The following is a 19,722-nucleotide window of genomic DNA, read 5'->3' as shown; positions in this document are numbered from 1 at the left end:
TTTTCATGCCTGCCATTCAGCGTTCCCGATAGACCAGCGCCTCGGGTCGATCCACATCCCATACCACTCCCGGGTCGGTCACTGCCACCTCGACCACCTTGCCCGAGGTAAACAGGCACTTGGCACCGCGATCACCGGACAAGCCTTGCAATGCAGCGCCATAAGCCCGACCAAACCCCACCGGATGCCCCAGATCGTCACCCAGCCGAGGCACGCTGATGCCCTCCTCGGTCAACGCCTCGATTACCCGCGTTATGGTGCCAGGCAAGATAAAGGGCATATCCCCCAGCAAAATCACCCAACCACCGGCATCGGCACTAGCAGCCACTGCCGCCGCCAGACTCTGGCCCATGCCAAGGGAATCCAGCAACAGCACCTGGCAGCCATAAGCCTGCGCCAGTTCCGCCACCTGCGGCCGACCCGGCGTCGTGACCAGTACCCGCCTAGGCATTTCCACCGACAGGTTGACCAGCACCTGTTCCAGCACCGGTCGCAATACACCATCGCGACCTCTGCAAGGTGCCAGCAACTTATCCTGATCGCTCCCTGCCACCTCTCGATAACGACTGCCCTGCCCCGCCGCCAGGATGACGGCGCAAGGCGGGGCAATCATGTGGTCGCCTCGGCCACTCGGGCCAACGGCTTCTTCTGCAAGGGCTCAATGCCATTCTTGATCGCCACGATCTCCGCCATCAGCGACAGGGCAATCTCCGCCGGCGTATGACTGCCGATGTGCAACCCCACCGGGCCATGCAAACGCTCGATGGCCGGCGCTGACAATCCCAAGAGCGCCAGATTGTCCCGACGTTTCTGGCTGTTGACCCGAGACCCCAGGGCTCCGACATAAAACGCCGGGGAATCGAGCGCCGTCAGCAGGGCCATGTCATCCAGACGCGGATCGTGAGTCAGCGCCACCACCGCCGTGCGCTCATCGGGCTTAATACTCAGCACCGCATCGTCGGGCATGCCGGCGACAAAGCGCCCATCCTGATCCTCCCACCCTTGCACGAACTCCTGGCGCGGATCACAGACCAGCACCTCGAAGTCCAGCAGACGGGCCATTTGCGCCACATAACGGGAAAGCTGCCCGGCGCCGATCAGCAACAGACGCCAGCGCGGCCCATAGATCGCCCGCAGAGTGAGCCCGTCGAACGCCAGCTCATCCGTCTTGCTCGCCGCCTTGAGCAGCACCTGGCCGCTGCTCAGGTTCAATTCCCGAGCCACGATCTGGTGCGCCTCGCAGCGCTCCAGCAACTCGGCGACCCAGGAAGGATCGCCAACCCGCTCCTCGGTCAGGCGCAAGGTGCCGCCACAAGGCAGGCCGAAACGTGCCGCCTCCTCCAGGGTCACACCATAGGTCAGCAACTGCACCGGCGGCCCGGACAGGGACAAGCGCCCATCCGCCAGGCGCGTGATCAAGTCGTCCTCGATACAACCACCGGATACCGAGCCAATCACCACCCCATCGTCGCGCAAGGCCAACATGGCACCCGGCAACCGGGGCGCACTGCCCCAGGTCTGCACCACGCTATAGAGCACCACCGTGCGCCCGGCGCGACGCCACTCCAGAACACTGCGCAGGACATTCAGGTCGACGCTGTCCATCAGGCACCCGCCTGCTGCCAACCCTGCAGCTGGTAGCGCACGGGCAGATTGCGGATGCGCTTGCCGGTGGCGGCGAAGATGGCGTTGCACAGGGCCGGCGCAATGGGCGGTACACCCGGTTCACCAACACCTCCCAGCGGCACCTCGCCCGGCGGAGTCAGCAAATGCACCTGCACCTCTTTCGGCGCCAGGGACATGCGTGCCACCTCATACATATGGAAGTTGTCCTGCTGCACCTTGCCATCCTTGAAGCTGATCTCCCCCAGCACCGCATTGCCCAGGCCCATGACACAAGCCCCCTCGAACTGCGAACGAATGCGCTCGGGGTTGATCTGCGGACCGCAATCCACGGCGATATCAGCCTTGTGCACAATCAGCGTGCCATCCTCCTTGACCTCCACTTCGATCACCGCTGCCACATAGGTCACGAAGCTGTAGTGCACCGCCAACCCCAGGCCACGCCCCTTGGGCAGCGAGCGCCCCCACCCGGCGGCCTTGGCCGCGGTTTCCAGCACCGCGCGCATGCGCCCGGTATCGATCGGGTAACGCTCAGGGGACTCGCCGTAATTCCATTCTTCGCTCAGGGTTCGCGGATCGATCTGACGGTCCGGCCCCAACAGCTTGAGCTGGTACTTCAGTGGGTCCTGGCCCGCCTTGTGGGCCAGTTCGTCGACAAAACTCTGAATGGCAAAACCGTGGGGAATGTTCGAGACCGAGCGATACCAACCCACCCGGGTATGGGCCGCCGCTTCGGGGTTTTCCAGGCGCACATTGGGAATCGCATAGGCCATGTTGGTGAAGCCCATGCCCAGCTCGAAGGCGCCTTCATGGTTCATCCCCGGGGCAAACAACGCGGTAATGCTCGGCGCCACGGTGCGATGCAGCCAGGCGGCGGGCATGCCGTCCTCGCTTAACCCGGCCTTGAGGTACTCCGCCGACACCGTATGGAAGTAGGAGTGGTGGATATCATCCTCCCGGGTCCACTGCACCCGCACCGCCTTACCGGGAAATGCCTTGGCCAGGATGGCCGCTTCAAGAATGAAGTCCGGCTTGGATTTGCGTCCGAAGCCGCCGCCCAGCAGGGTGACGTTGACCGTGACCTGGTCAAAGCCGATGCCCAGGCGCTCGGCAATCCGCTCACGGGTCACCTGAGGCGCCTGACTCGGCGCCCAGGCCTCGCAACGGCCATCCACGAAGCGCGCCACGGCCACCATCGGCTCCATGGGTGCCTGGGCCAGGTGCGGCAGGTAATAGGTGGCTTCCAGGCTGCTCTGCGCACCACTCAGGGCTTCATCCAGGTTGCCGGTGCTGCGCACCACCTTGCCCGGCTTTTGCGCCGCCGCCTCCAACTCCTTGCGATATTCGATGGAGTTGTACCCGGCATTGACTCCATCGTCCCAATCGATCTTCAAGGCATCGCGGCCCTTGATCGCCGCCCAGGTGTTGCTCGCCACCACCGCCACACCGCCCAGGGGCTGGAACTCGGAAGGCAACGGACGGCCATCGATGGGCATGACCTTGATCACCCCAGGCACCTTCAGCGCTGCACTGTCATCCACGGACTTGACCTTGCCGCCATAGACTCGGGGCCGCGCCACCGCCGCAAACAGCATGCCTTCAAAGTGCACATCGGCGCCGTACACCGCACGACCATTGACGATGTCCTCGCCGTCAATGGCCCGGGTCGCCTCTTTACCGATATAGCGAAACTCCGACGCCTGCTTCAGCCGCAGGCTGTCCCGGGCCGGCACCGCCAGAGCCCCCGCCGCTGCGGCCAGAGCGCCATAGCCCAGTTCGCGCCCGCTGGGTTGGTGAACCACTTTGTGCAACTGCGCCCGGCACTCGCTCAGCGGTACTTGCCATTGCTCGGCGGCGGCCTGTTCCAGCATGGTTCGCGCAGCGGCGCCGCAACGACGCATGGGCTCGTACCAATGGCGCATGCTGCGCGAACCGTCGGTGTCCTGGTTGCCAAAGCGCGCCTCGTCCCCGGGCGCCTGCTTGACCTTGACCTGAGCCCAATCGGCCTCCAGCTCATCAGCCACCACCATGCTCAGGCTGGTCCGCACCCCCTGGCCCATCTCCGAACGGTTGCAGATCACCGTCACGCTGCCGTCACTGGCGATGCTCACATAGACCTTGGGATCGTCGACCCAGCCATGGGGCATGCCATCGGCACCGAACTTCTGGTCTTCGGCAAACGCCTGCTGCCAGCCCCAACTGGCCGCCAGCACCAGGGCTCCGGTTGCACCCACGCCCTTGAGAAAACTCCGGCGGCTGAGGTTGCTCAGGGCAAAATCACTGGGTAGGTGGTTCATGCCTTGGCCTCCTGCAGATGGTTGGCTGCCTGGCGAATCGCGGTCTTGATCCGGTTGTAGGTACCGCAGCGACAGATATTGCCGAGCATCGCCTCCTCGATCTGCTCGTCGCTGGGATTGGGATGGGTCTTGAGCAATGCAGTGGCGGACATGATCTGTCCGCCCTGGCAATAACCGCACTGGGCCACCGCTGTATCCAGCCAGGCCTGCTGCACCACCTGCCCGACCGGATCGTTGTGCAGGTTATCGATGGTGCTGATGTTCTTGCCCAGCACCGAGCCGGCCGGGGTGATGCAACTGCGCGCCGGATCACCGTCGATATGAACGGTGCAGGCGCCGCACAGGCCCATGCCGCAGCCGAATTTGGTGCCGCTGTAACCCGCCACATCGCGGATGGCCCACAACAGTGGCATGTCCTCGGTGACGTCCAGTGGATGATCTTGACCGTTGAGCTTCAGGGTAATCATGGGCACGCCCGCATTCTATGAGGTGATGGGGTCGAGCCATCTGCCACGCAGCAGCGCGGCTGCGGTGCGCGCAGATCGGCTCAGGCTAATCGGGCTCTCTTGTGAAGACGGGGCTTCACCGGGCCTTTGGCGACGACAAATACTCACATTGTTAGCAAGCTAAGTTAAGTCGTCATGCATAAAAAAGCCTTGCAGGGTGTAAACCGTGCAAGGCTTTGGACTCAAGCGCTGAGCTTAGTTCAAGAGCTGCCTCAATACAGATTCGGCTCCATCTCCAGCTCGACACCGAAGCGCTCGGCGATATCGCGCTGGATTCGTCGGGCCAACTCCAACAGCTGCAAGCCTGTGGCCGTACCGTAATTCACCAGCACCAGGGATTGCAGGCGATGCACGCCGGCATCGGCATCGCGAAAGCCTTTCCAGCCCGCCTGCTCGATCAGCCAGCCGGCCGCCAGCTTGACCTGCCCGTCGGCCTGGGGATAACCCACCAGCCCCGGATGCGACTGCTTGATCTGCGCCGCCAGCACCGCCGATACCACCGGGTTCTTGAAAAAGCTGCCGGCATTGCCAAGCACCGCCGGGTCCGGAAGTTTCTCGCTGCGGATACTGCAAATCGCCCGGCTGACATCCCTGGCGGTCGGCTGTTCGATGCCCTGCTCACTCAAGCGCTGACGCACCGGACCGTATTCAAGATGCAAATGATCGACACGGTTCAAGGCAAAACGCACCCGCAGAATCAGCCAGCGGCCGGCCTGATGCTTGAACAGGCTGTCGCGGTAGGCGAACTGGCACTGATCCAGATCGAAGTCCCGCAGTTCGCCGGTCTGCCGATCAAGGGCGGTGAGACCGACGAACACGTCCTTGATCTCGACACCATAGGCACCGATGTTCTGCATCGGCGCGGCGCCGACGGTGCCGGGAATCAGGCTGAGGTTCTCCAGCCCGGACAAGCCCTGGTCCAGGGTCCATTGCACGAAGGGATGCCAGGTTTCGCCAGCCTCGGCTTCCACCACCACCCGCTGCCCATCATCGCTAAGCAAGCGAATCCCACGGGTGGCCATGCGCAACACCAGTGCCTGGATATCCGTCGTCAGCAGCAGGTTGCTGCCGCCGCCGATCACCAGCAGTGGCAACTGCTGATCGGCGCAATAGGCCAGGGCCTCGCGTACGTCGTCATCGCTGTGGGCCTGGGCGAACCGCTGCGCCTTGACCTCGACCCCGAAACTGTTGAACGGCTTGAGGGACACATCGGATTGAATGTCCAGGCTCATAACCGCCCCTTCAGTTCGATCACCAACCGATCACAGGCATCCTCGATCAGGTCCAGCACCTGCTCGAAGCCCTGCTCACCGTCGTAATACGGGTCCGGCACTTCATCCAGCGGCGCCTCGTAGCGGCGCAGGAACAGATCCAGCTCGGCCTTGCCCAAAGCCGGCTGCAAGGCCTTGAGGTTGCGCAGGTTGCTCTGATCCATGGCGAAAATCAGGTCATACACGGCGAAATCGGCACTGCCAACCTGCTGCGCCCGTTGCGCAGAAAGGTCGTAGCCACGCCGCAAGGCCGCCTGCTGGCTGCGCTTGTCCGGCGCCTTGCCAACGTGCCAGTCGCTGGTGCCGGCGGACGCGACCTGAACCTGATGACCCATGCCGGCTTCATTCAACTTATGGCGCAGCACGCCTTCGGCGGTGGGCGAGCGGCAGATGTTGCCCAGGCAGACGAACAGAACCCGCATCACGCCTCCAACAGGCGCCGAACGCGCTCAAGGTCTTCGGCGGTATCGACGCCAGTGGGAGGTGCTTCCAGGGCATCGGCAACGTGGATGCGCACGCCGTGCCACAGAGCACGCAACTGCTCCAGGGACTCGGTGTTTTCCAGCCAGCACGGCCCCCAACTGACGAAGTCATGGAGAAAACCTGCACGGTAGGCGTAGATACCGATGTGCCGGCGATAAGGCACGCCTTCCGGCAACTGATCATGACTCTTGGCAAAGGCATCCCGGGCCCAGGGCAAGGTGGCGCGACTGAAGGTCAGGGCCAGGCCGTTGAGGTCAGTAACCACCTTGACCACGTTCGGATTGAACAGAGTCTGTGCGTCCTCGATCGGCTCGGCCAGGGTAGCCATGCGCGCTTCGGTATGAGCCGCCAGGTTGGCCGCCACCTGATCGATCACCGAAGGCGGAATCAGCGGCTCATCACCCTGGACGTTGACCACAATGGCATCCGCCGCCAGGCCGAGCTTGCCCGCGACTTCCGCCAAACGATCGGTACCCGAATTGTGGTCTTCCCGAGTCAGCAGCGCTTGCGCGCCAAAGCCCTGGCAGGCCTCGACGATACGCTGATCATCGGTGGCCACCACCACTCGCTCGGCGCTGCTCTTGCAGGCCTGCTCCCAGACCCACTGGATCATCGGCTTGCCGGCGATCAGTTGCAGGGGTTTGCCTGGCAGACGGGTGGAGGCGAAACGCGCCGGGATGACCACGGTGAAAGCGCTGCTCATTTGTCCAGACGCTCTTCGGTGGTCAGGGTACGGGCCTCGCTTTCCAGCATCACCGGGATGCCGTCGCGAATCGGGTAGGCCAGGCCGGCGCCCTTGCTGATCAGCTCGGTCTTGTCGGCGCTGAGTTTGAGAGGGCCTTTGCAGATCGGGCAGGCCAGGATGTCGAGCAGTTTGGTGTCCATGAGGTTTCCCTGGATAAAAGCGATTAAGGCAACAGACGATCAGGCAGCAGGCGCATCAGCTGGGTATCGAACCAGGCGACGAAGGCCGCGGACGGCACGGCGTCCACCGCCAGGTACCACCAGTCGGCTGCCGCGAAGTCACGGCACTTGACCGCATCTTTTTCGGTCATGACCAGCGGCAATGACGGGGTGAAGGCCAAGGCCTGCGCACTGTATTGGGCGTGATCGGCAAATGCATGGGGGACAGGCCGCCAGTGTAGCGTTTCAAGGGTATTGAAGAAACGCTGGGGGTTGCCGATACCGGCCACCGCGTGCACCGCCTGCCCTGGCGCGAAGTGTTCCACCGGGCGACGCTCGCCGCTCTGCAGATTGACCAGCGCCGAAGGCTTGAGATGGAAGGCAAAACCGTCGGTGCGATCATCGGCAGCGCCGTTGTAGAGCAGGGCATCGACACTGTGCAGACGCTCCACCGGCTCACGCAGCGGGCCGGCCGGCAAACAGCGACGATTGCCCAGGCCGCGGGCCGCGTCGATCAGCACCAACTCCAGATCACGGGCCAGACGGTAATGCTGCAGGCCATCGTCGGAAAGAATCAGATCCAGCGGTTCGGCAGCCAGCAAGGCCTGCACCGCGCGGCTACGATCCGGGTCGATCATCAGCGGCACGCCACAGCGCTGAACGATCAGCAGCGGTTCATCACCAGCCACGGTGGCGCTGTCGTCGGCCGTCACTCGCCAGGGCAATTGCGGCGGCTTGGCGCCATAGCCACGGCTGACCACCCCGACCCGCAGGCCAAGGCGCTGGCAGTGCTCCACCAACCACAGGATCAACGGCGTCTTGCCAGTGCCTCCGACGGTGATGTTGCCCACCACGATCAAGGGCACCGGCGGTTGATAGATAGCCCCCTCACCCGCCAGGAAACGCTGGCGCTTGCCCACCACCACGCGGCGGTACAGCCATTCCAGGGGCTGCAGCAGTTTCAGCGCAGGATGGCCGTTGTACCAGGCGGCGAGCAGACGATCAGAAAGTGCCATCAGGGTGCCGGCGCCGCCTCGACGGTGGTCATGCGCAAATGGCTGAAACCGAGCTTGCCGGCCGCGTCCATGGCAGTGATCACCGCTTGATGTTGTGTCTTGCCGTCGGCACTGATGGACAGCGGCAGGTTGGTGTCTCCCGCCGACTCCTTCTGCAAGGCGTCCATCAGGGTCGCCAGGTCATTCTTCGGCAGCACCTGATTGTTGACCGAGAACACGCCATCAGCGCTGATGGCGATATCCAGCTGCTTGACCTGCTGGTCTTCGGCGGGCGAGCCGCTGACCGCCTCCGGCAGATCGACCCGCAGTTGGGTCTCCCGGGTAAAGGTGGTGGTGACAACGAAAAACAGCAGCAGGATGAACACCACGTCAATCAACGAAGCAAGGTTGATGTCCACGGTTTCCCGGGGTTTGCGACGGAATTTCACGCTTTGCCCTCAGCCAGGTCGACATCGCGGTCGCCCTGGATCACTTCCACCAGCTTGATCGCTTCCTGTTCCATGCCCACCACCAGCTCATCGACCCGGCGTTGCAGGAAACGGTGGAAGAACACCGAAGGAATGCCCACCATCAAACCGGCGGCAGTAGTGATCAGTGCCTTGGAAATACCACCGGCAAGCACTGCAGCGTTGCTGGTCATGCCCGATCCCATGAACGAACTGAAGATATCGATCATGCCCAGCACCGTACCCAGCAGGCCCAGCAAGGGCGCCATGGCGGCGATGGTGCCGAGGGCGTTGAGGTAGCGCTCCAGTTCGTGAATGACCCGGGCGGCGGCTTCCTCGATGCATTCCTTCATGATCTCGCGACCATGCTTGGAGTTGGCCAGGCCCGCTGCCAGGATCTCTCCCAGGGGCGAATCGGCACGCAATTCCTTGAGTTTCTCCTTATTGAGTTGCTTGTCCTTGATCCAGCGCCAGACCTGGCCCAGCAAATGGGGCGGGGTGACTCGGCTGGCCCGCAGGGTCCACAAACGCTCGGCGATGATGCCCACAGCCGCGATGGAACTCAGAATGATCGGCAACATCATCCAGCCGCCGGATTTGACCAATTCCCACACAGTGACAGTCCCCTCGAAAAAGTGCGCCACTCTAACATAGGGGCTGGACGCACCGAAGACCGTGATGTCGCATGCTCAGGGGCTTTAATAACCCATGGTTATTTAAGGCATTGCTGGCCAGTCGCGCCAGAAGCGCCGCTGTTGGCGCAGGCTTTCAGGCTGGCTGAAAGTCCCCAGCCGCAGCTTCAGTGCGCCTTGCTCGGCACTGTCATGAATCACCATGCCCAATTGCCGGTAGCGCGCCACCACCAGGGGATGAGGATGGCCAAAGGCATTGCCCCGCCCCCGGGAAATCAGCACCGCCTTCGGCGCCAGCCGCCGGAGCAAGGCCATGGACGATGAGGTACGGCTGCCATGATGGGGCGCCTGCAACCAGTGAATGCGAACCGCCAGCGGACTGTCGAGCAAGGCCCGCTCAGCATGGACATCAATATCGCCGGTGAGCAGCAGGCGTTCGCCGCCGGCCTCGACCAGCAGCACACAGGAAGCCTGGTTGCCGTCTGCCGCCCCCGTCCACTGCCACAGCGTGAAGCGGGCGCCATTCCAGTGCCAGCTCAGCCCGCTATCACAGGGGGCCGACTGCAGGGCAGCCGGCAAAGCCTCGGGCTCGCCGCTGCGCACCTGGCTCACCGGTATCCCGCGCTGGACTGCCAGGGCGCCTCCGGCATGATCGTTATCGGCGTGGCTGAGCAGCATCAAGTCCAACCGTCGAATGCCAAGTTTATGCAGCGTCGGCAGCACCACTCGCTCCCCCAGGTCGAAATCCGCGACTCGCGCACCGGCGTCATACAACATCGCGTGATCACGGGTACGCAGGATGAACGACAAACCCTGCCCCACATCCAGCTGCCAGATCTCCACCTCGCCCTCGGGTACAGGGTCCTGGGGAGGCCAGACGGCCAACAGCAACAACGGCCAACCCAGCACCCGCAGTGGCACGCCCTTGGGCAACAGCAACAACAGCGCGCCCAGGCTGCTCAGGCCCCAAACCCAAAGGGGGATCAACGGCGCCACCCAGGCTGGCCATAATCCGGCCATCGCCCCCAGTAAGCGGAACAGCCCATCCAGCAGGCCACCCGCCAGCCATAACAGCCCTTCACCCACATAAGGCACAGGCAACAACAGACAGCCCAGCAAGGCCGGGGGCAGGACCAGCAGACTGATCCAGGGCACCGCCAGCAGATTGGCCAGCGGACCACTGAGACTGATGGGCAAGCCAAGGGCCAGCAAGGGTGGCAACAGGCCAATACCCATCAACCACTGGGCGCGCGTCCAACTCTGCCACCAACGCCAGGAACCCAGGCGCCCGGCAAAGGTGAAGATGAGCACCGCCACCGCGGCATAGGACAGCCAGAACCCTGGCTGCAAGCTGGCCAGGGGCTCGAACAACAGCACTGCATTCAACGCCAGCAACAAGGGCCACCAAGCCCGCAGGTGACGAAAGCGCCAGCGCCAGAGCAGCACCAGCGCAACCATCACGCAGGCCCTCTGCACCGGCACATCGAACCCTGCCAGCAGGCCGTAGCCCAGCGCCCCGACAAAGGCCAGGGCGCAGGCCCAGGGCAGCCAGGGCCAACGCGCGGGCCAAAGCCCGTAACGAGCCAGCGCTGCCACTGCAAGGTAGATCACTGCGGCCAGCAGACTGATGTGCTGTCCGGATATCACCATCAGGTGCACCGTGCCAGTGTCCTGCAACAGTTGCCAATCTTCCCGCGTCAGCCCCGAACCGTCGCCCATCACCAATGCCGCCAGGCCTGCGGCGCGGCCGTGGGCCTCGACCGCGAGTAAACGCTGGCGCAGACCGTCACGCCAGGCTTGGCGTGCCGGCGCCAGCAGTTGCCCATCCTTGACTGTGCCGGTGGCCCCAATGCGCCGGGCCAGCAGCCAGGCTTCGTAATCGAAACCGTGAAGATTGAGCAGACCGGCAGGACGCCGCAGCTTGACCGCCAGGCGCCAGCGTTCGCCGCTATTGACGAGTGGCCCACCGTGCCAGGCCAGGCGAATTCGCTGCGGCAGGCGCTCTCGTCGGGACTGGGCATCCTTGAGCTCAAAGCGCACCACGCCCGCCCCCGGTTCCGGCAAGCCGACCACCCGCCCTTCCAGCCAGCGGGTTTGCCCATCCAGGGACTGAGGCAGGCGATCATCCAGCGCCCATTGCCCGGATGCACAGGCCCAGGCCAAACCGAACAAAAAAAATGCCACCGGATGTGTACGAAAAGGCAGCAACATCAGCCCCCCTATCGCCATCAGCAGCAACAACCAGCCGGGCGGCAGCACCGGCATGAAACCCAGCGCCAGCAGTCCTGCGGCCAGTGCCAGCATCCCTGTAACCATCCATCAGCCCATCCTTGGCAGTTCCTAGTCTTGGCTTAGCCGAGGATCGCAGGCGCGGCTTTATCATTTGTCACAATGTCTGAATTTGCGCTGGCTAGAATCCAGTCATAATCCTCGCCTGAACTGACCGAGAAGCCTTATGCCCCGGCACTTATTCAAACGTTACATGCCAGATCCGGTCAGCATCCGGGAACACAAGTCCTTACGCTTTCTTGGCACCCTGTTGCATGACGCCAACCTCTGGCACCTCAATCGGCACTCGGTAGCCCGAGCCATGGCTGTAGGCCTGTTCGCCGCCTTTATCCCGATCCCGATGCAGATGCTGCTGGCCGCGGTACTGGCCATCTGGCTGCGGAGCAACATGCCCATCAGCGTCAGCCTGGTCTGGCTGACCAACCCCATTACCATGCCGCCGGTGTTCTTCTGCACCTATCAACTGGGCGCCTGGCTGATGAATGTGCCGACGCGCACCTTGCCCGACGAACTGACCTGGGAATGGATCAGCAGCCAGCTCAGTACCCTGTGGCAACCCTTCCTTCTCGGCTCGGTGGTGGCCGGATTGGTGCTGGGAGCCCTGGCCTATTGCCTGACCATGCTCTACTGGCGCTGGTGGGTCGGCCGCCAATGGCACAGACGCAAGCAACAGCGGCGATGACAAACGAAAACGGCCTCCCAAAGGAGGCCGTTTTCAGTACACCATCACGGCGTTTACTGACGCATGCCGCGGCCGCTGACCAGCAGTCGGGCACAACCGATATAAAGCACCACGGTGGCCACCAGCATGAAGGTGATGGCCACACTGATCTTGATGTCCGAAACCCCGAGAATGCCGAAACGGAAGGCGTTGACCATGTGCAGCACCGGGTTGGCCAGGGACACGGTCTGCCAGAACGGCGGCAGCAGATTGATCGAGTAGAACACTCCGCCCAGGTAGGTCAGGGGCGTCAGCACGAAGGTCGGGATAATCGAGATATCGTCGAAGTTGCGCGCAAACACCGCGTTGATAAAGCCCAGCAGCGAGAAGATGGTTGCCGTCAGCACCACCACCAGCACTGTCACACCCAAGTGATGCACCTGCAGCTTGGTGAAGAACAACGACAACAGGGTCACGATGATTCCCACCATCAAGCCCCGCAGGACCCCACCCAGGGTGTAGCCGATAAGAATGGTGTGGGGCGATACCGGCGACACCATCAATTCCTCGATGGAGCGCTGGAACTTGCTGCCGAAGAAGCTCGACACCACGTTGCCGTAGGAGTTGGTGATCACCGACATCATGATCAGCCCCGGCACGATGTACTCCATGTAGGTGAAACCACCCATGTCGCCGATCTGCCGACCGATCAGATTACCGAAGATGACGAAGTACAGAACCATGGTAATGGCCGGCGGCAGCAGGGTCTGTGGCCAGATCCGGGTAAAGCGTCGGACCTCGCGATAGACAATGGTGTTGAGCGCCACCAGATTGGGTTTCAACTCGGAACTCATACCGCCACCTTCGACAGATTCTTCTCCACCAAGGACACGAACAACTCCTCAAGTCGGTTGGTTTTGTTACGCAGGCTCAAGACCTCGATGTTCTGCAGGGCCAGTTGACCGAACAGCGCCGTAATCCCCACAGCCTTGTCCACCTGGACTTCCAGGGTGTGGCTGTCCACCAGCCGGGTCGGGTAGCCCGCCAGTTGCGGCGCCACACTGAGATCGTGCTTGAGATCGAGAAGGAAGGTTTCCACATGCAACTGGCCCAGCAACTGCCGCATGCTGGTGTTCTCGACGATGGTGCCGTGGTCGATGATGCCGATGTTGCGGCACAGCTGCTCAGCCTCTTCCAGGTAATGGGTGGTGAGGATGATGGTGATGCCTTTCTGATTGAGCTCGGTGAGGAAGCTCCACATCGAACGGCGCAGCTCGATATCGACCCCGGCAGTGGGTTCGTCGAGGATCAGCAGGCGCGGCTCATGCACCAGCGCACGAGCGATCATCAGGCGGCGCTTCATGCCGCCGGACAGGGAACGCGAAGGCACATCGCGCTTGTCCCAGAGGCCGAGCTGGGTCAGGTACTGCTCGGCCCGCTCCTTGGCGATCTTCGCCGGAATGCCGTAATAGCCGGCCTGAGTGACGACGATGTCGAAGGTCTTCTCGAACTGGTTGAAGTTGAACTCCTGCGGCACCACGCCGATGCAGCGCTTGAGCGCCGCAGGCTCACGATCCAGGTCGTGACCGAAGACATTCACGGTGCCGCTGGTCTTGTTCACCAGGGTCGAAAGAATGCCGATGGTGGTGGATTTACCGGCCCCGTTAGGACCAAGCAGGGCGAAAAAGTCACCTTCGGCGACATCCAGATCGATACCACTCAGGGCCTGGAAACCGTTGCCGTAGGTTTTGGTTAGCTGCCGGATGGACAGAGCGGAACTCATATCGGATTCATGCACCAAGAAGAGGGAATTGTATAAGTGAGGGCAGCCTGGCTGGATTGCAACGACGCCAGGCGCTCGCCATGTTGCGGGTCGAGGCCACGCAAGTACAGTCACGCGTATCGATAGTGGGTATTAAGTCAACGCGGTCATCACCGCCTGACGATAGGCCGGACGCTGCTTCAAGCGCTGGTACCAGGCCTCAAGATGGGGCATCGAAGGCCGCTCGATGGGCATCTCGAACCAGGCATAGATGAAGCTGCCCAGCGGGATATCGCCCACGCCGATTTCTTCTCCCGACAGATAGGGCTGCCCAGCCAACGCCTGATCGACCCGGGTCAGCAACTCGGCGCAAGTGGCCTTGGCGGCATTGATCTGTTGCCAGTCCTGCTGCGCCTCGGGGGTACGCAACACGCCCCAGAACAACTGCCGGAACGGTTCGGCGAAGGTCGAGGTGGTCCAGTCCATCCACTTCTCGGCACTGGCCCGGGCCTGCACATCGGCCGGATACCAGTGGCTATTGGCGGCATGCCGGGCCGCCAGGTAACGCACGATGCTGTTGGACTCCCAGAGCACGAAGCCATCGTCTTCAATCATTGGGATGCGCCCATTGGGGTTCAGCGCCCGATATTCCGGGGTGTCCACTAGGCCGAAGGCACCGCCGGCATCCAGGGACTCATAGGCCAGCGCCAATTCTTCAGCGCACCACAACGCCTTCCTGACATTCGACGAGTTCTTGCGACCCCAGATCTTCAGCATGACCATCCCTCAGTAATGAATGCCGGGGCAGTCTACGCCTGATCAGCCGCGACTCAAATCGTCGTGCATGTCCCCCAGCGACACAGGGTTCTGCTCATTGAACAGATGGGGGTAGCACTTTTCCAGGTGGCTAAAGAACAGGCTCTGCGGCACATCGGCGAAGCGCCCATGGTCCACCAGGTACTCCATGGATTGGTCGCCCTGGCGGTTGAAGGGGTGGAAAACACTGTCCTGCACACCGTCAAAATCCAGCGGCGCCACGTCGAACAACTCGCACAGACTCTGATTGAACGCCGGCGTCGCCTTGACCCAGCGTCCGTGCAGGTACAACTCGGTGTAGCCGTGCATGGCGAACACATCGCTGCGCAGCAACTCCAGCAGACGGGGCGTCGACAGATGATTGCGCACATCCGCCAGACCGATACGCGCCGGAATCCCGCAATGCCGGGCGCAGCCGGCGAGCAAAGTGGCCTTGGGCACGCAATAGCTTTCGCCGCTGGCCAGGGCATGGCTGCCTCGCAAGGTCTCGGGGTCGCGGCTGAAGGAATAGAAGTTGTAGCGCACGGCCTCACGCACGGCGTAGTACAGGCTCACCGCCTGCTGTCGCGGATCACCACTGGCACCGCGATGAGATTCGGCGAACTCCACCACTGCAGGGTGGTCACTATCGATGAAGCGGCTGGGACGCAGGTACTCGTGCATGGGCAAAACCTCCGAGCGAAGCCTGGAGTCTATCGAGGCGTGCGTCCCAGCGATAACGACGTTTCGGCCAAAGGTCAGGGTCGGCTCGATCCAATCGGACCGGGTTTGCCAGCCTTGGCTCGACGGCAAAGTCGACCGCTGTACTCGCACCGCACCGATCACCCGCTTTGTCGGAGGCCGACTAAGCTCTGATGGTGATTTGGCCCCTGGTTTCATGGAGGATTGAATATGCTGTTGTTGTGGATACTGGTTCTGCTGGTTGGAGTGGCCTACCTGGCGCACCGCCGCACTGCCCCTCTGCCCGCCCTGGGCGCAGTGGCCGTTTTCCTGCTGGCCATGGGCGCCTTCAGCCGAGCACCCGGCTGGTTGTTGCTGGTTTTCTGGGTAGTGCTGGCGGCCGTCGCCGCGCCTTTGCTGCTGCCGGACCTGCGACGCAAGTACTTCAGCGCACCGCTGTTCGCCTGGTTCCAGAAAGTCCTGCCGCCGATGTCGCAGACCGAGCGCGACGCCATCGACGCCGGCACCGTGTGGTGGGACGGCGAGCTGTTCAGCGGCCGTCCGGACTGGAACACCTTGCTGGCCTACCCCAAGGCCCAGTTGACCGATGAAGAACAAGCCTTTATCGACGGTCCCACCGAGGAACTCTGCGCCATGGTCAGTGACTGGCAGATTGGCCAGCACATGGACCTGCCGCCCGCGGCCTGGACCCATATCAAGGAACATGGCTTCTTTGCCCTGATCATTCCCAAGGAGTACGGCGGCAAGGGTTTTTCCGCCTACGCCCACTCTCAGGTAGCGATGAAGCTGGCGACCCGCAGCGGCGACCTGGCCTCCACGGTCATGGTCCCCAACTCTCTGGGCCCGGCGGAACTGCTGCTGCATTACGGCACCGAAGAACAACGCAACCACTACCTGCCGCGCCTGGCTCGTGGTGACGACATCCCCTGCTTCGCCCTCACCGGCCCATTGGCAGGCTCCGACGCAGGAGCCATGCCCGACACCGGCATCATCTGCAAGGGCCAATGGCAAGGCGAGGAAACCCTCGGCCTGCGCCTGAACTGGGAAAAGCGCTACATCACCCTGGGCCCGGTGGCCACCCTGCTGGGGCTGGCCTTCAAGGCCCACGACCCGGATCACCTGCTGGGGGACGAGGAAGACCTGGGCATCAGCCTGGCGCTGATCCCCACCGATACCCCGGGGGTCGAGATCGGCCGCCGCCATCTGCCCCTGGGCGCGGCCTTCATGAACGGCCCCAATTCCGGCAAGGACGTGTTCATTCCCCTGGACTACCTGATCGGCGGCCGGGAAATGCTCGGCAAAGGCTGGATGATGCTGATGAACTGCCTGTCGGTGGGACGCTCGATCTCCCTACCGGCGGTGGGCACCGGCGCCGCCAAGTTCACCAGCCTGGTGACGGGCCAGTACGCCCAGGTACGGGAGCAGTTCAATGTGCCCCTCAGCGCCTTCGAGGGGATTCAGGAGGCCCTGGCCCGCCTCGGTGGCAATGCCTGGCTGATGGACAGCGCGCGCATGCTGACCGCCAACGCCGTGGACCTGGGAGAGAAACCCTCGGTGCTGTCGGCCATTCTCAAGTACCACCTCACTGAGCGCGGACGCGAGTGCATCAGCCACGCCATGGACGTGCACGGTGGCAAGGGCATCATCATGGGGCCCAACAACTACCTGGGCCGCAGTTGGCAGGGCGCGCCGATCTTCATCACCGTGGAAGGCGCCAATATCCTCTCGCGCAACCTGATGATCTTTGGCCAGGGGGCCATCCGCTGCCATCCGTTCGTGCTCAAGGAAATGGCCCTGGCCGGACGCGAGGACCATGACCAGGCCCTGCAGGAATTCGATGCCCTGCTGCTGCAGCACATTGGTTTTGCCGTGAGCAACGCCGCCAGCACCCTGGTGCTGAACCTGGGCCTGGGCCACTTCGAACAAACCCCGGGAGACAAGCTCAGCCAAGGCTACTTCCGCGCCCTGAACCGCCAGGCTGCGGCCTTCGCTCTGCTGGCCGACGTGTCGATGATGCTGCTGGGGGGCGAGCTCAAGCGCCGCGAGCGCCTGTCGGCTCGCCTGGGCGACGTCCTCAGCCACCTGTACCTGGCCTCGGCGGCGCTCAAGCGCTATCACGATCTGGATTCCCCCGAGTACCTGCGGCCCCTGCTGGCCTGGGCCCTGGAAGAAAGCCTCGGCCACTCCGAACGTGCCCTGGACGAGTTGCTCAGCAACTTCCCCAGCCGAGTGTTCGGCTGCCTGCTACGGGTATTGGTGTTCCCCTTCGGCCGTCGCCATACCGGGCCGTCGGACCGCCTGGATGCCGAAGTGGCGGCGATCATTGGCCGCGCCCAGGGCGACCCGGCCCTGGAAGCGGTGCTCGCCGGCTGCTATCGCCCGCAATCCACGGACGATCCGGTAGGCGCCCTGCAGCACGCCTGCGACCTGCTGAGCGCGACCCATCCGCTGCAGAAAAAACTCCACGAAGCGCTGAAAAGCGGCCAGGTCAAACCGGCGGCGGGCGAGTCGCCCATCGATGCGGCCCTGGACGCCGGCGTGCTGCAAGCGGCCGAAGCCCAGAGCCTGCGGGACGCCGAAGCGGCGCGACGCAAAGTCATCGATGTGGATGATTTCGCCAAGGAGGAACTGACCTTGAGCGAGGGCAAGACCCGCTAAACGGGCCCCTTGGGACAGGTCGATTATGAAACCGGGCGCGAGGGCTATATACTCCCGCGCCCGTTTTGCTCTTGAGGACCCTGTCATGTCCAACGTCGTCGCCGATCATCTCGTCCTCCTGGACCACCTGCGCAGCATCCTGGTGGCGGTGGGAGAAGCCGAACAGGTTCCCGAAGAAAGCCATGCGCTATTCCTGGAGCGCTTCGATGAACTGCGCGCCTCGCTGCCGATCGACCCGATCGAAAGCCAGTACCTGGGCCAGGACCTGCTGTGCCAGATCATGCAGCGCTATCCGCAGATCGCTCATCTGGTGCCTCGCGACCTGCTGTGGTTCTTCGCCGGTGACTGCCTGCACTACATGCCCGATGAAGAAATCGACCTGTACCAGGCCCTGGAAGAACGCCGCTTCGAAGCCGAGCAGAACGACGAGCCCTTCGACTGGAACCAGGAAAAACAGCTGCTGGCGCTCTCCGCCCAGGACAGCAAGCACTGATTGCCGCGCCTCGCGTAGCCAAGGCCCGCCCGGCTTTTCCGGCGGGCCTTTTTTATGCCCGCCTTATCGCGTCGTCCTCGTAGGAGCCGGCTTGCCGGCGAAGAGGCCCTTGGGTTTTTGCATCGCCCTCAAAGGCATCTTCGCTGGCAAGCCGACAGTTTCTACAAGATGCGTTCGGCTTTGCCGGGGCGGTTCAAGGTCGGCTCCCGAGCCAGGCACTCCACCAGATAGTCGATGAAGACCCGCAGCTTGGGCGGCAGGTAGCGGGTTGGCGAATGCAGGAGCCAGGCACCGCCATGATAGGACGCAAGAAAGGTCCACTCCGGCAACACCTGGACAATCAGCCCCTGTTCCAGAGCATGCCGCGCGGTGAAATACGGCAGGCTGCCAATGCCCAGATGCTGCAGCACCGCATCCAGGCGCACCCCTGTGTGGTTGGCGGCATAACGCCCGCGCACACCGACAGTCACCGCCTTGCCGCCTTGAGTGAACTTCCACCGCGCATCGCTGGGGGTTTCCCCGAGATAGATGCAACTGTGCTGGCGCAGGTCCTGAGGATGCTGCGGCGTGCCCTGCTGCGCCAGGTACTGCGGGGTGGCACACAGCAGGTGATCAATGCGCAACAACTGACGACCAATCAAACCTGGCGGCGGGCGATCGGTGATGCGAATCGCCAGGTCGACATTGTCTTCAATCAGGTCGATATCCCTGTCTTCATGCAGCAGTTCGACATCCACCTTCGGGTAGCGCCGAAGAAACTCCGGCATATGGGGATGCACCACGAAGCGCCCCACTGCCTTGGGCACACTGACCCGCACCACGCCCTCGGCCTCGTGGGTGAACTGACCGCTGATCTCCATGACCGAACGGGCCGCACTGACCATCTCGCTGCAGCGCTTGAAAACCTCTTCGCCGCCGTCGCTCAAGCGCAACTTGCGGGTGGTGCGTTGCAGCAGGCGCGTGGCCAGGGCCTTCTCCAGCCGCGAGATGCTGCGGCTTACCGCCGACGGCGAGGAACCCAGCTGACGCGCTGCTTCGGAAAAGCTGCCGGTTTCTACGACCCTGACGAAGATGGCCATTTCTGCCAGTAAAGGCAGGGGGAGATTTATGCTCATGACGCAATAGTCCATTGAGTTTTGAACGGATTATCACGCAATTACCCAAGCCTCATAATAAAAAAACACT

The 19,722-nt window shown here is 62.8% G+C and carries 20 protein-coding genes; 3 read left to right on the top strand and 17 right to left on the bottom strand.

All coding sequences use genetic code 11. From position 1 onward, the window contains the following. Positions 1–16 precede the first annotated feature (16 nt). The 12 genes from LOY69_RS08960 to LOY69_RS08905 form a co-directional block, all read right to left on the bottom strand. Positions 17–613, bottom strand: a complete 597-nt coding sequence (locus tag LOY69_RS08960) for an NTP transferase domain-containing protein (protein ID WP_265074391.1) — start codon at positions 611–613, stop codon at positions 17–19. Further along, on the bottom strand, positions 610–1,605 hold the full coding sequence (locus tag LOY69_RS08955) for an XdhC family protein (RefSeq protein ID WP_102863919.1): 996 nt from the start codon (positions 1,603–1,605) through the stop codon (positions 610–612). The genes LOY69_RS08960 and LOY69_RS08955 overlap by 4 nt, the downstream gene beginning before the upstream one ends. Then, positions 1,605–3,920: a xanthine dehydrogenase family protein molybdopterin-binding subunit gene (locus LOY69_RS08950; RefSeq protein WP_265074390.1), complete on the bottom strand. Its 2,316-nt coding sequence runs from the start codon at positions 3,918–3,920 to the stop codon at positions 1,605–1,607. Before LOY69_RS08950 ends, LOY69_RS08955 begins: the two co-directional genes overlap by 1 nt. Beyond that, positions 3,917–4,387 carry a (2Fe-2S)-binding protein gene (locus tag LOY69_RS08945; RefSeq protein ID WP_102878924.1) on the bottom strand — a complete coding sequence of 157 codons (471 nt, stop codon included), beginning with the start codon at positions 4,385–4,387 and terminating at the stop codon, positions 3,917–3,919. The genes LOY69_RS08950 and LOY69_RS08945 overlap by 4 nt, the downstream gene beginning before the upstream one ends. Before the next feature lie 251 nt (positions 4,388–4,638). Then, positions 4,639–5,658 carry a UDP-N-acetylmuramate dehydrogenase gene (gene murB / locus LOY69_RS08940; RefSeq protein ID WP_102878923.1) on the bottom strand — a complete coding sequence of 340 codons (1,020 nt, stop codon included), beginning with the start codon at positions 5,656–5,658 and terminating at the stop codon, positions 4,639–4,641. Next, on the bottom strand, positions 5,655–6,119 hold the full coding sequence (locus tag LOY69_RS08935; RefSeq protein ID WP_110595198.1) for a low molecular weight protein-tyrosine-phosphatase: 465 nt from the start codon (positions 6,117–6,119) through the stop codon (positions 5,655–5,657). The genes murB and LOY69_RS08935 overlap by 4 nt, the downstream gene beginning before the upstream one ends. Continuing rightward, positions 6,119–6,883, bottom strand: coding sequence for a 3-deoxy-manno-octulosonate cytidylyltransferase (kdsB, locus tag LOY69_RS08930; RefSeq protein WP_110595197.1), 765 nt, complete (start codon positions 6,881–6,883; stop codon positions 6,119–6,121). Before kdsB ends, LOY69_RS08935 begins: the two co-directional genes overlap by 1 nt. Continuing rightward, on the bottom strand, positions 6,880–7,065 hold the full coding sequence (locus LOY69_RS08925) for a Trm112 family protein (RefSeq protein ID WP_011060103.1): 186 nt from the start codon (positions 7,063–7,065) through the stop codon (positions 6,880–6,882). The genes kdsB and LOY69_RS08925 overlap by 4 nt, the downstream gene beginning before the upstream one ends. Positions 7,066–7,088: 23 nt before the next feature. After that, on the bottom strand, positions 7,089–8,099 hold the full coding sequence (gene lpxK, locus LOY69_RS08920) for a tetraacyldisaccharide 4'-kinase (protein WP_110595196.1): 1,011 nt from the start codon (positions 8,097–8,099) through the stop codon (positions 7,089–7,091). Then, a complete protein-coding gene (locus LOY69_RS08915) occupies positions 8,099–8,527 on the bottom strand; it encodes an ExbD/TolR family protein (protein WP_102863926.1) in 429 nt (142 codons plus the stop codon). The genes lpxK and LOY69_RS08915 overlap by 1 nt, the downstream gene beginning before the upstream one ends. Beyond that, the gene (locus LOY69_RS08910; protein WP_162884118.1) at positions 8,524–9,159 is read right to left on the bottom strand and encodes a MotA/TolQ/ExbB proton channel family protein; all 636 of its coding nucleotides are present in this window, start codon (positions 9,157–9,159) and stop codon (positions 8,524–8,526) included. The genes LOY69_RS08915 and LOY69_RS08910 overlap by 4 nt, the downstream gene beginning before the upstream one ends. Before the next feature lie 102 nt (positions 9,160–9,261). After that, positions 9,262–11,493 carry a DNA internalization-related competence protein ComEC/Rec2 gene (locus tag LOY69_RS08905; RefSeq protein ID WP_265074389.1) on the bottom strand — a complete coding sequence of 744 codons (2,232 nt, stop codon included), beginning with the start codon at positions 11,491–11,493 and terminating at the stop codon, positions 9,262–9,264. A 139-nt stretch (positions 11,494–11,632) separates the two neighbouring features. On the opposite strand from LOY69_RS08905, the gene LOY69_RS08900 reads away from it, so the two are divergent. After that, a complete protein-coding gene (locus LOY69_RS08900) occupies positions 11,633–12,148 on the top strand; it encodes a DUF2062 domain-containing protein (RefSeq protein WP_102863929.1) in 516 nt (171 codons plus the stop codon). 53 nt (positions 12,149–12,201) lie between these two features. On the opposite strand, the gene LOY69_RS08895 is transcribed toward LOY69_RS08900, so the two are convergent. From LOY69_RS08895 to LOY69_RS08880, 4 genes are all read right to left on the bottom strand, one after another. Then, a complete protein-coding gene (locus LOY69_RS08895) occupies positions 12,202–12,981 on the bottom strand; it encodes an ABC transporter permease (protein WP_102863930.1) in 780 nt (259 codons plus the stop codon). Further along, positions 12,978–13,910 (bottom strand): ABC transporter ATP-binding protein, encoded by a 933-nt coding sequence (locus tag LOY69_RS08890; protein WP_102863931.1) that lies wholly within the window; start codon positions 13,908–13,910, stop codon positions 12,978–12,980. The genes LOY69_RS08895 and LOY69_RS08890 overlap by 4 nt, the downstream gene beginning before the upstream one ends. Before the next feature lie 132 nt (positions 13,911–14,042). Then, positions 14,043–14,666 (bottom strand): glutathione S-transferase family protein, encoded by a 624-nt coding sequence (locus tag LOY69_RS08885; protein ID WP_110652138.1) that lies wholly within the window; start codon positions 14,664–14,666, stop codon positions 14,043–14,045. Between the two features lie 42 nt (positions 14,667–14,708). Further along, positions 14,709–15,368: a transglutaminase-like domain-containing protein gene (locus tag LOY69_RS08880; protein WP_170003437.1), complete on the bottom strand. Its 660-nt coding sequence runs from the start codon at positions 15,366–15,368 to the stop codon at positions 14,709–14,711. A 228-nt stretch (positions 15,369–15,596) separates the two neighbouring features. Between LOY69_RS08880 and LOY69_RS08875 the strand changes: the two genes are divergently transcribed. Further along, a complete protein-coding gene (locus LOY69_RS08875; protein WP_253084465.1) occupies positions 15,597–18,044 on the top strand; it encodes an acyl-CoA dehydrogenase in 2,448 nt (815 codons plus the stop codon). 85 nt (positions 18,045–18,129) lie between these two features. Beyond that, positions 18,130–18,537 (top strand): PA2817 family protein, encoded by a 408-nt coding sequence (locus tag LOY69_RS08870; RefSeq protein WP_016968255.1) that lies wholly within the window; start codon positions 18,130–18,132, stop codon positions 18,535–18,537. Between the two features lie 161 nt (positions 18,538–18,698). Here the strand turns inward: LOY69_RS08870 and LOY69_RS08865 are convergent, their stop codons facing one another. After that, a complete protein-coding gene (locus LOY69_RS08865) occupies positions 18,699–19,652 on the bottom strand; it encodes a LysR family transcriptional regulator (protein WP_102863935.1) in 954 nt (317 codons plus the stop codon). Between the last annotated feature and the right edge of the window lie 70 nt (positions 19,653–19,722).

The sequence above is a fragment of the Pseudomonas sp. B21-059 genome, from assembly GCF_026016285.1.
Lineage (GTDB): Bacteria > Pseudomonadota > Gammaproteobacteria > Pseudomonadales > Pseudomonadaceae > Aquipseudomonas > Aquipseudomonas danubii.
This window is presented reverse-complemented; position numbering and strand designations above follow the sequence as displayed.

Coding starts and splice junctions, on each gene's coding strand:
- LOY69_RS08960 (WP_265074391.1), bottom strand. CDS start 613: ATGATTGCCCCGCCTTGCGCCGTCATCCTGGCGGCGGGGCAGGGCAGT.
- LOY69_RS08955 (WP_102863919.1), bottom strand. CDS start 1,605: ATGGACAGCGTCGACCTGAATGTCCTGCGCAGTGTTCTGGAGTGGCGT.
- LOY69_RS08950 (WP_265074390.1), bottom strand. CDS start 3,920: ATGAACCACCTACCCAGTGATTTTGCCCTGAGCAACCTCAGCCGCCGG.
- LOY69_RS08945 (WP_102878924.1), bottom strand. CDS start 4,387: ATGATTACCCTGAAGCTCAACGGTCAAGATCATCCACTGGACGTCACC.
- murB (WP_102878923.1), bottom strand. CDS start 5,658: ATGAGCCTGGACATTCAATCCGATGTGTCCCTCAAGCCGTTCAACAGT.
- LOY69_RS08935 (WP_110595198.1), bottom strand. CDS start 6,119: ATGCGGGTTCTGTTCGTCTGCCTGGGCAACATCTGCCGCTCGCCCACC.
- kdsB (WP_110595197.1), bottom strand. CDS start 6,883: ATGAGCAGCGCTTTCACCGTGGTCATCCCGGCGCGTTTCGCCTCCACC.
- LOY69_RS08925 (WP_011060103.1), bottom strand. CDS start 7,065: ATGGACACCAAACTGCTCGACATCCTGGCCTGCCCGATCTGCAAAGGC.
- lpxK (WP_110595196.1), bottom strand. CDS start 8,099: ATGGCACTTTCTGATCGTCTGCTCGCCGCCTGGTACAACGGCCATCCT.
- LOY69_RS08905 (WP_265074389.1), bottom strand. CDS start 11,493: ATGGTTACAGGGATGCTGGCACTGGCCGCAGGACTGCTGGCGCTGGGT.
- LOY69_RS08900 (WP_102863929.1), top strand. CDS start 11,633: ATGCCCCGGCACTTATTCAAACGTTACATGCCAGATCCGGTCAGCATC.
- LOY69_RS08895 (WP_102863930.1), bottom strand. CDS start 12,981: ATGAGTTCCGAGTTGAAACCCAATCTGGTGGCGCTCAACACCATTGTC.
- LOY69_RS08890 (WP_102863931.1), bottom strand. CDS start 13,910: ATGAGTTCCGCTCTGTCCATCCGGCAGCTAACCAAAACCTACGGCAAC.
- LOY69_RS08885 (WP_110652138.1), bottom strand. CDS start 14,666: ATGCTGAAGATCTGGGGTCGCAAGAACTCGTCGAATGTCAGGAAGGCG.
- LOY69_RS08880 (WP_170003437.1), bottom strand. CDS start 15,368: ATGCACGAGTACCTGCGTCCCAGCCGCTTCATCGATAGTGACCACCCT.
- LOY69_RS08875 (WP_253084465.1), top strand. CDS start 15,597: ATGCTGTTGTTGTGGATACTGGTTCTGCTGGTTGGAGTGGCCTACCTG.
- LOY69_RS08870 (WP_016968255.1), top strand. CDS start 18,130: ATGTCCAACGTCGTCGCCGATCATCTCGTCCTCCTGGACCACCTGCGC.
- LOY69_RS08865 (WP_102863935.1), bottom strand. CDS start 19,652: ATGAGCATAAATCTCCCCCTGCCTTTACTGGCAGAAATGGCCATCTTC.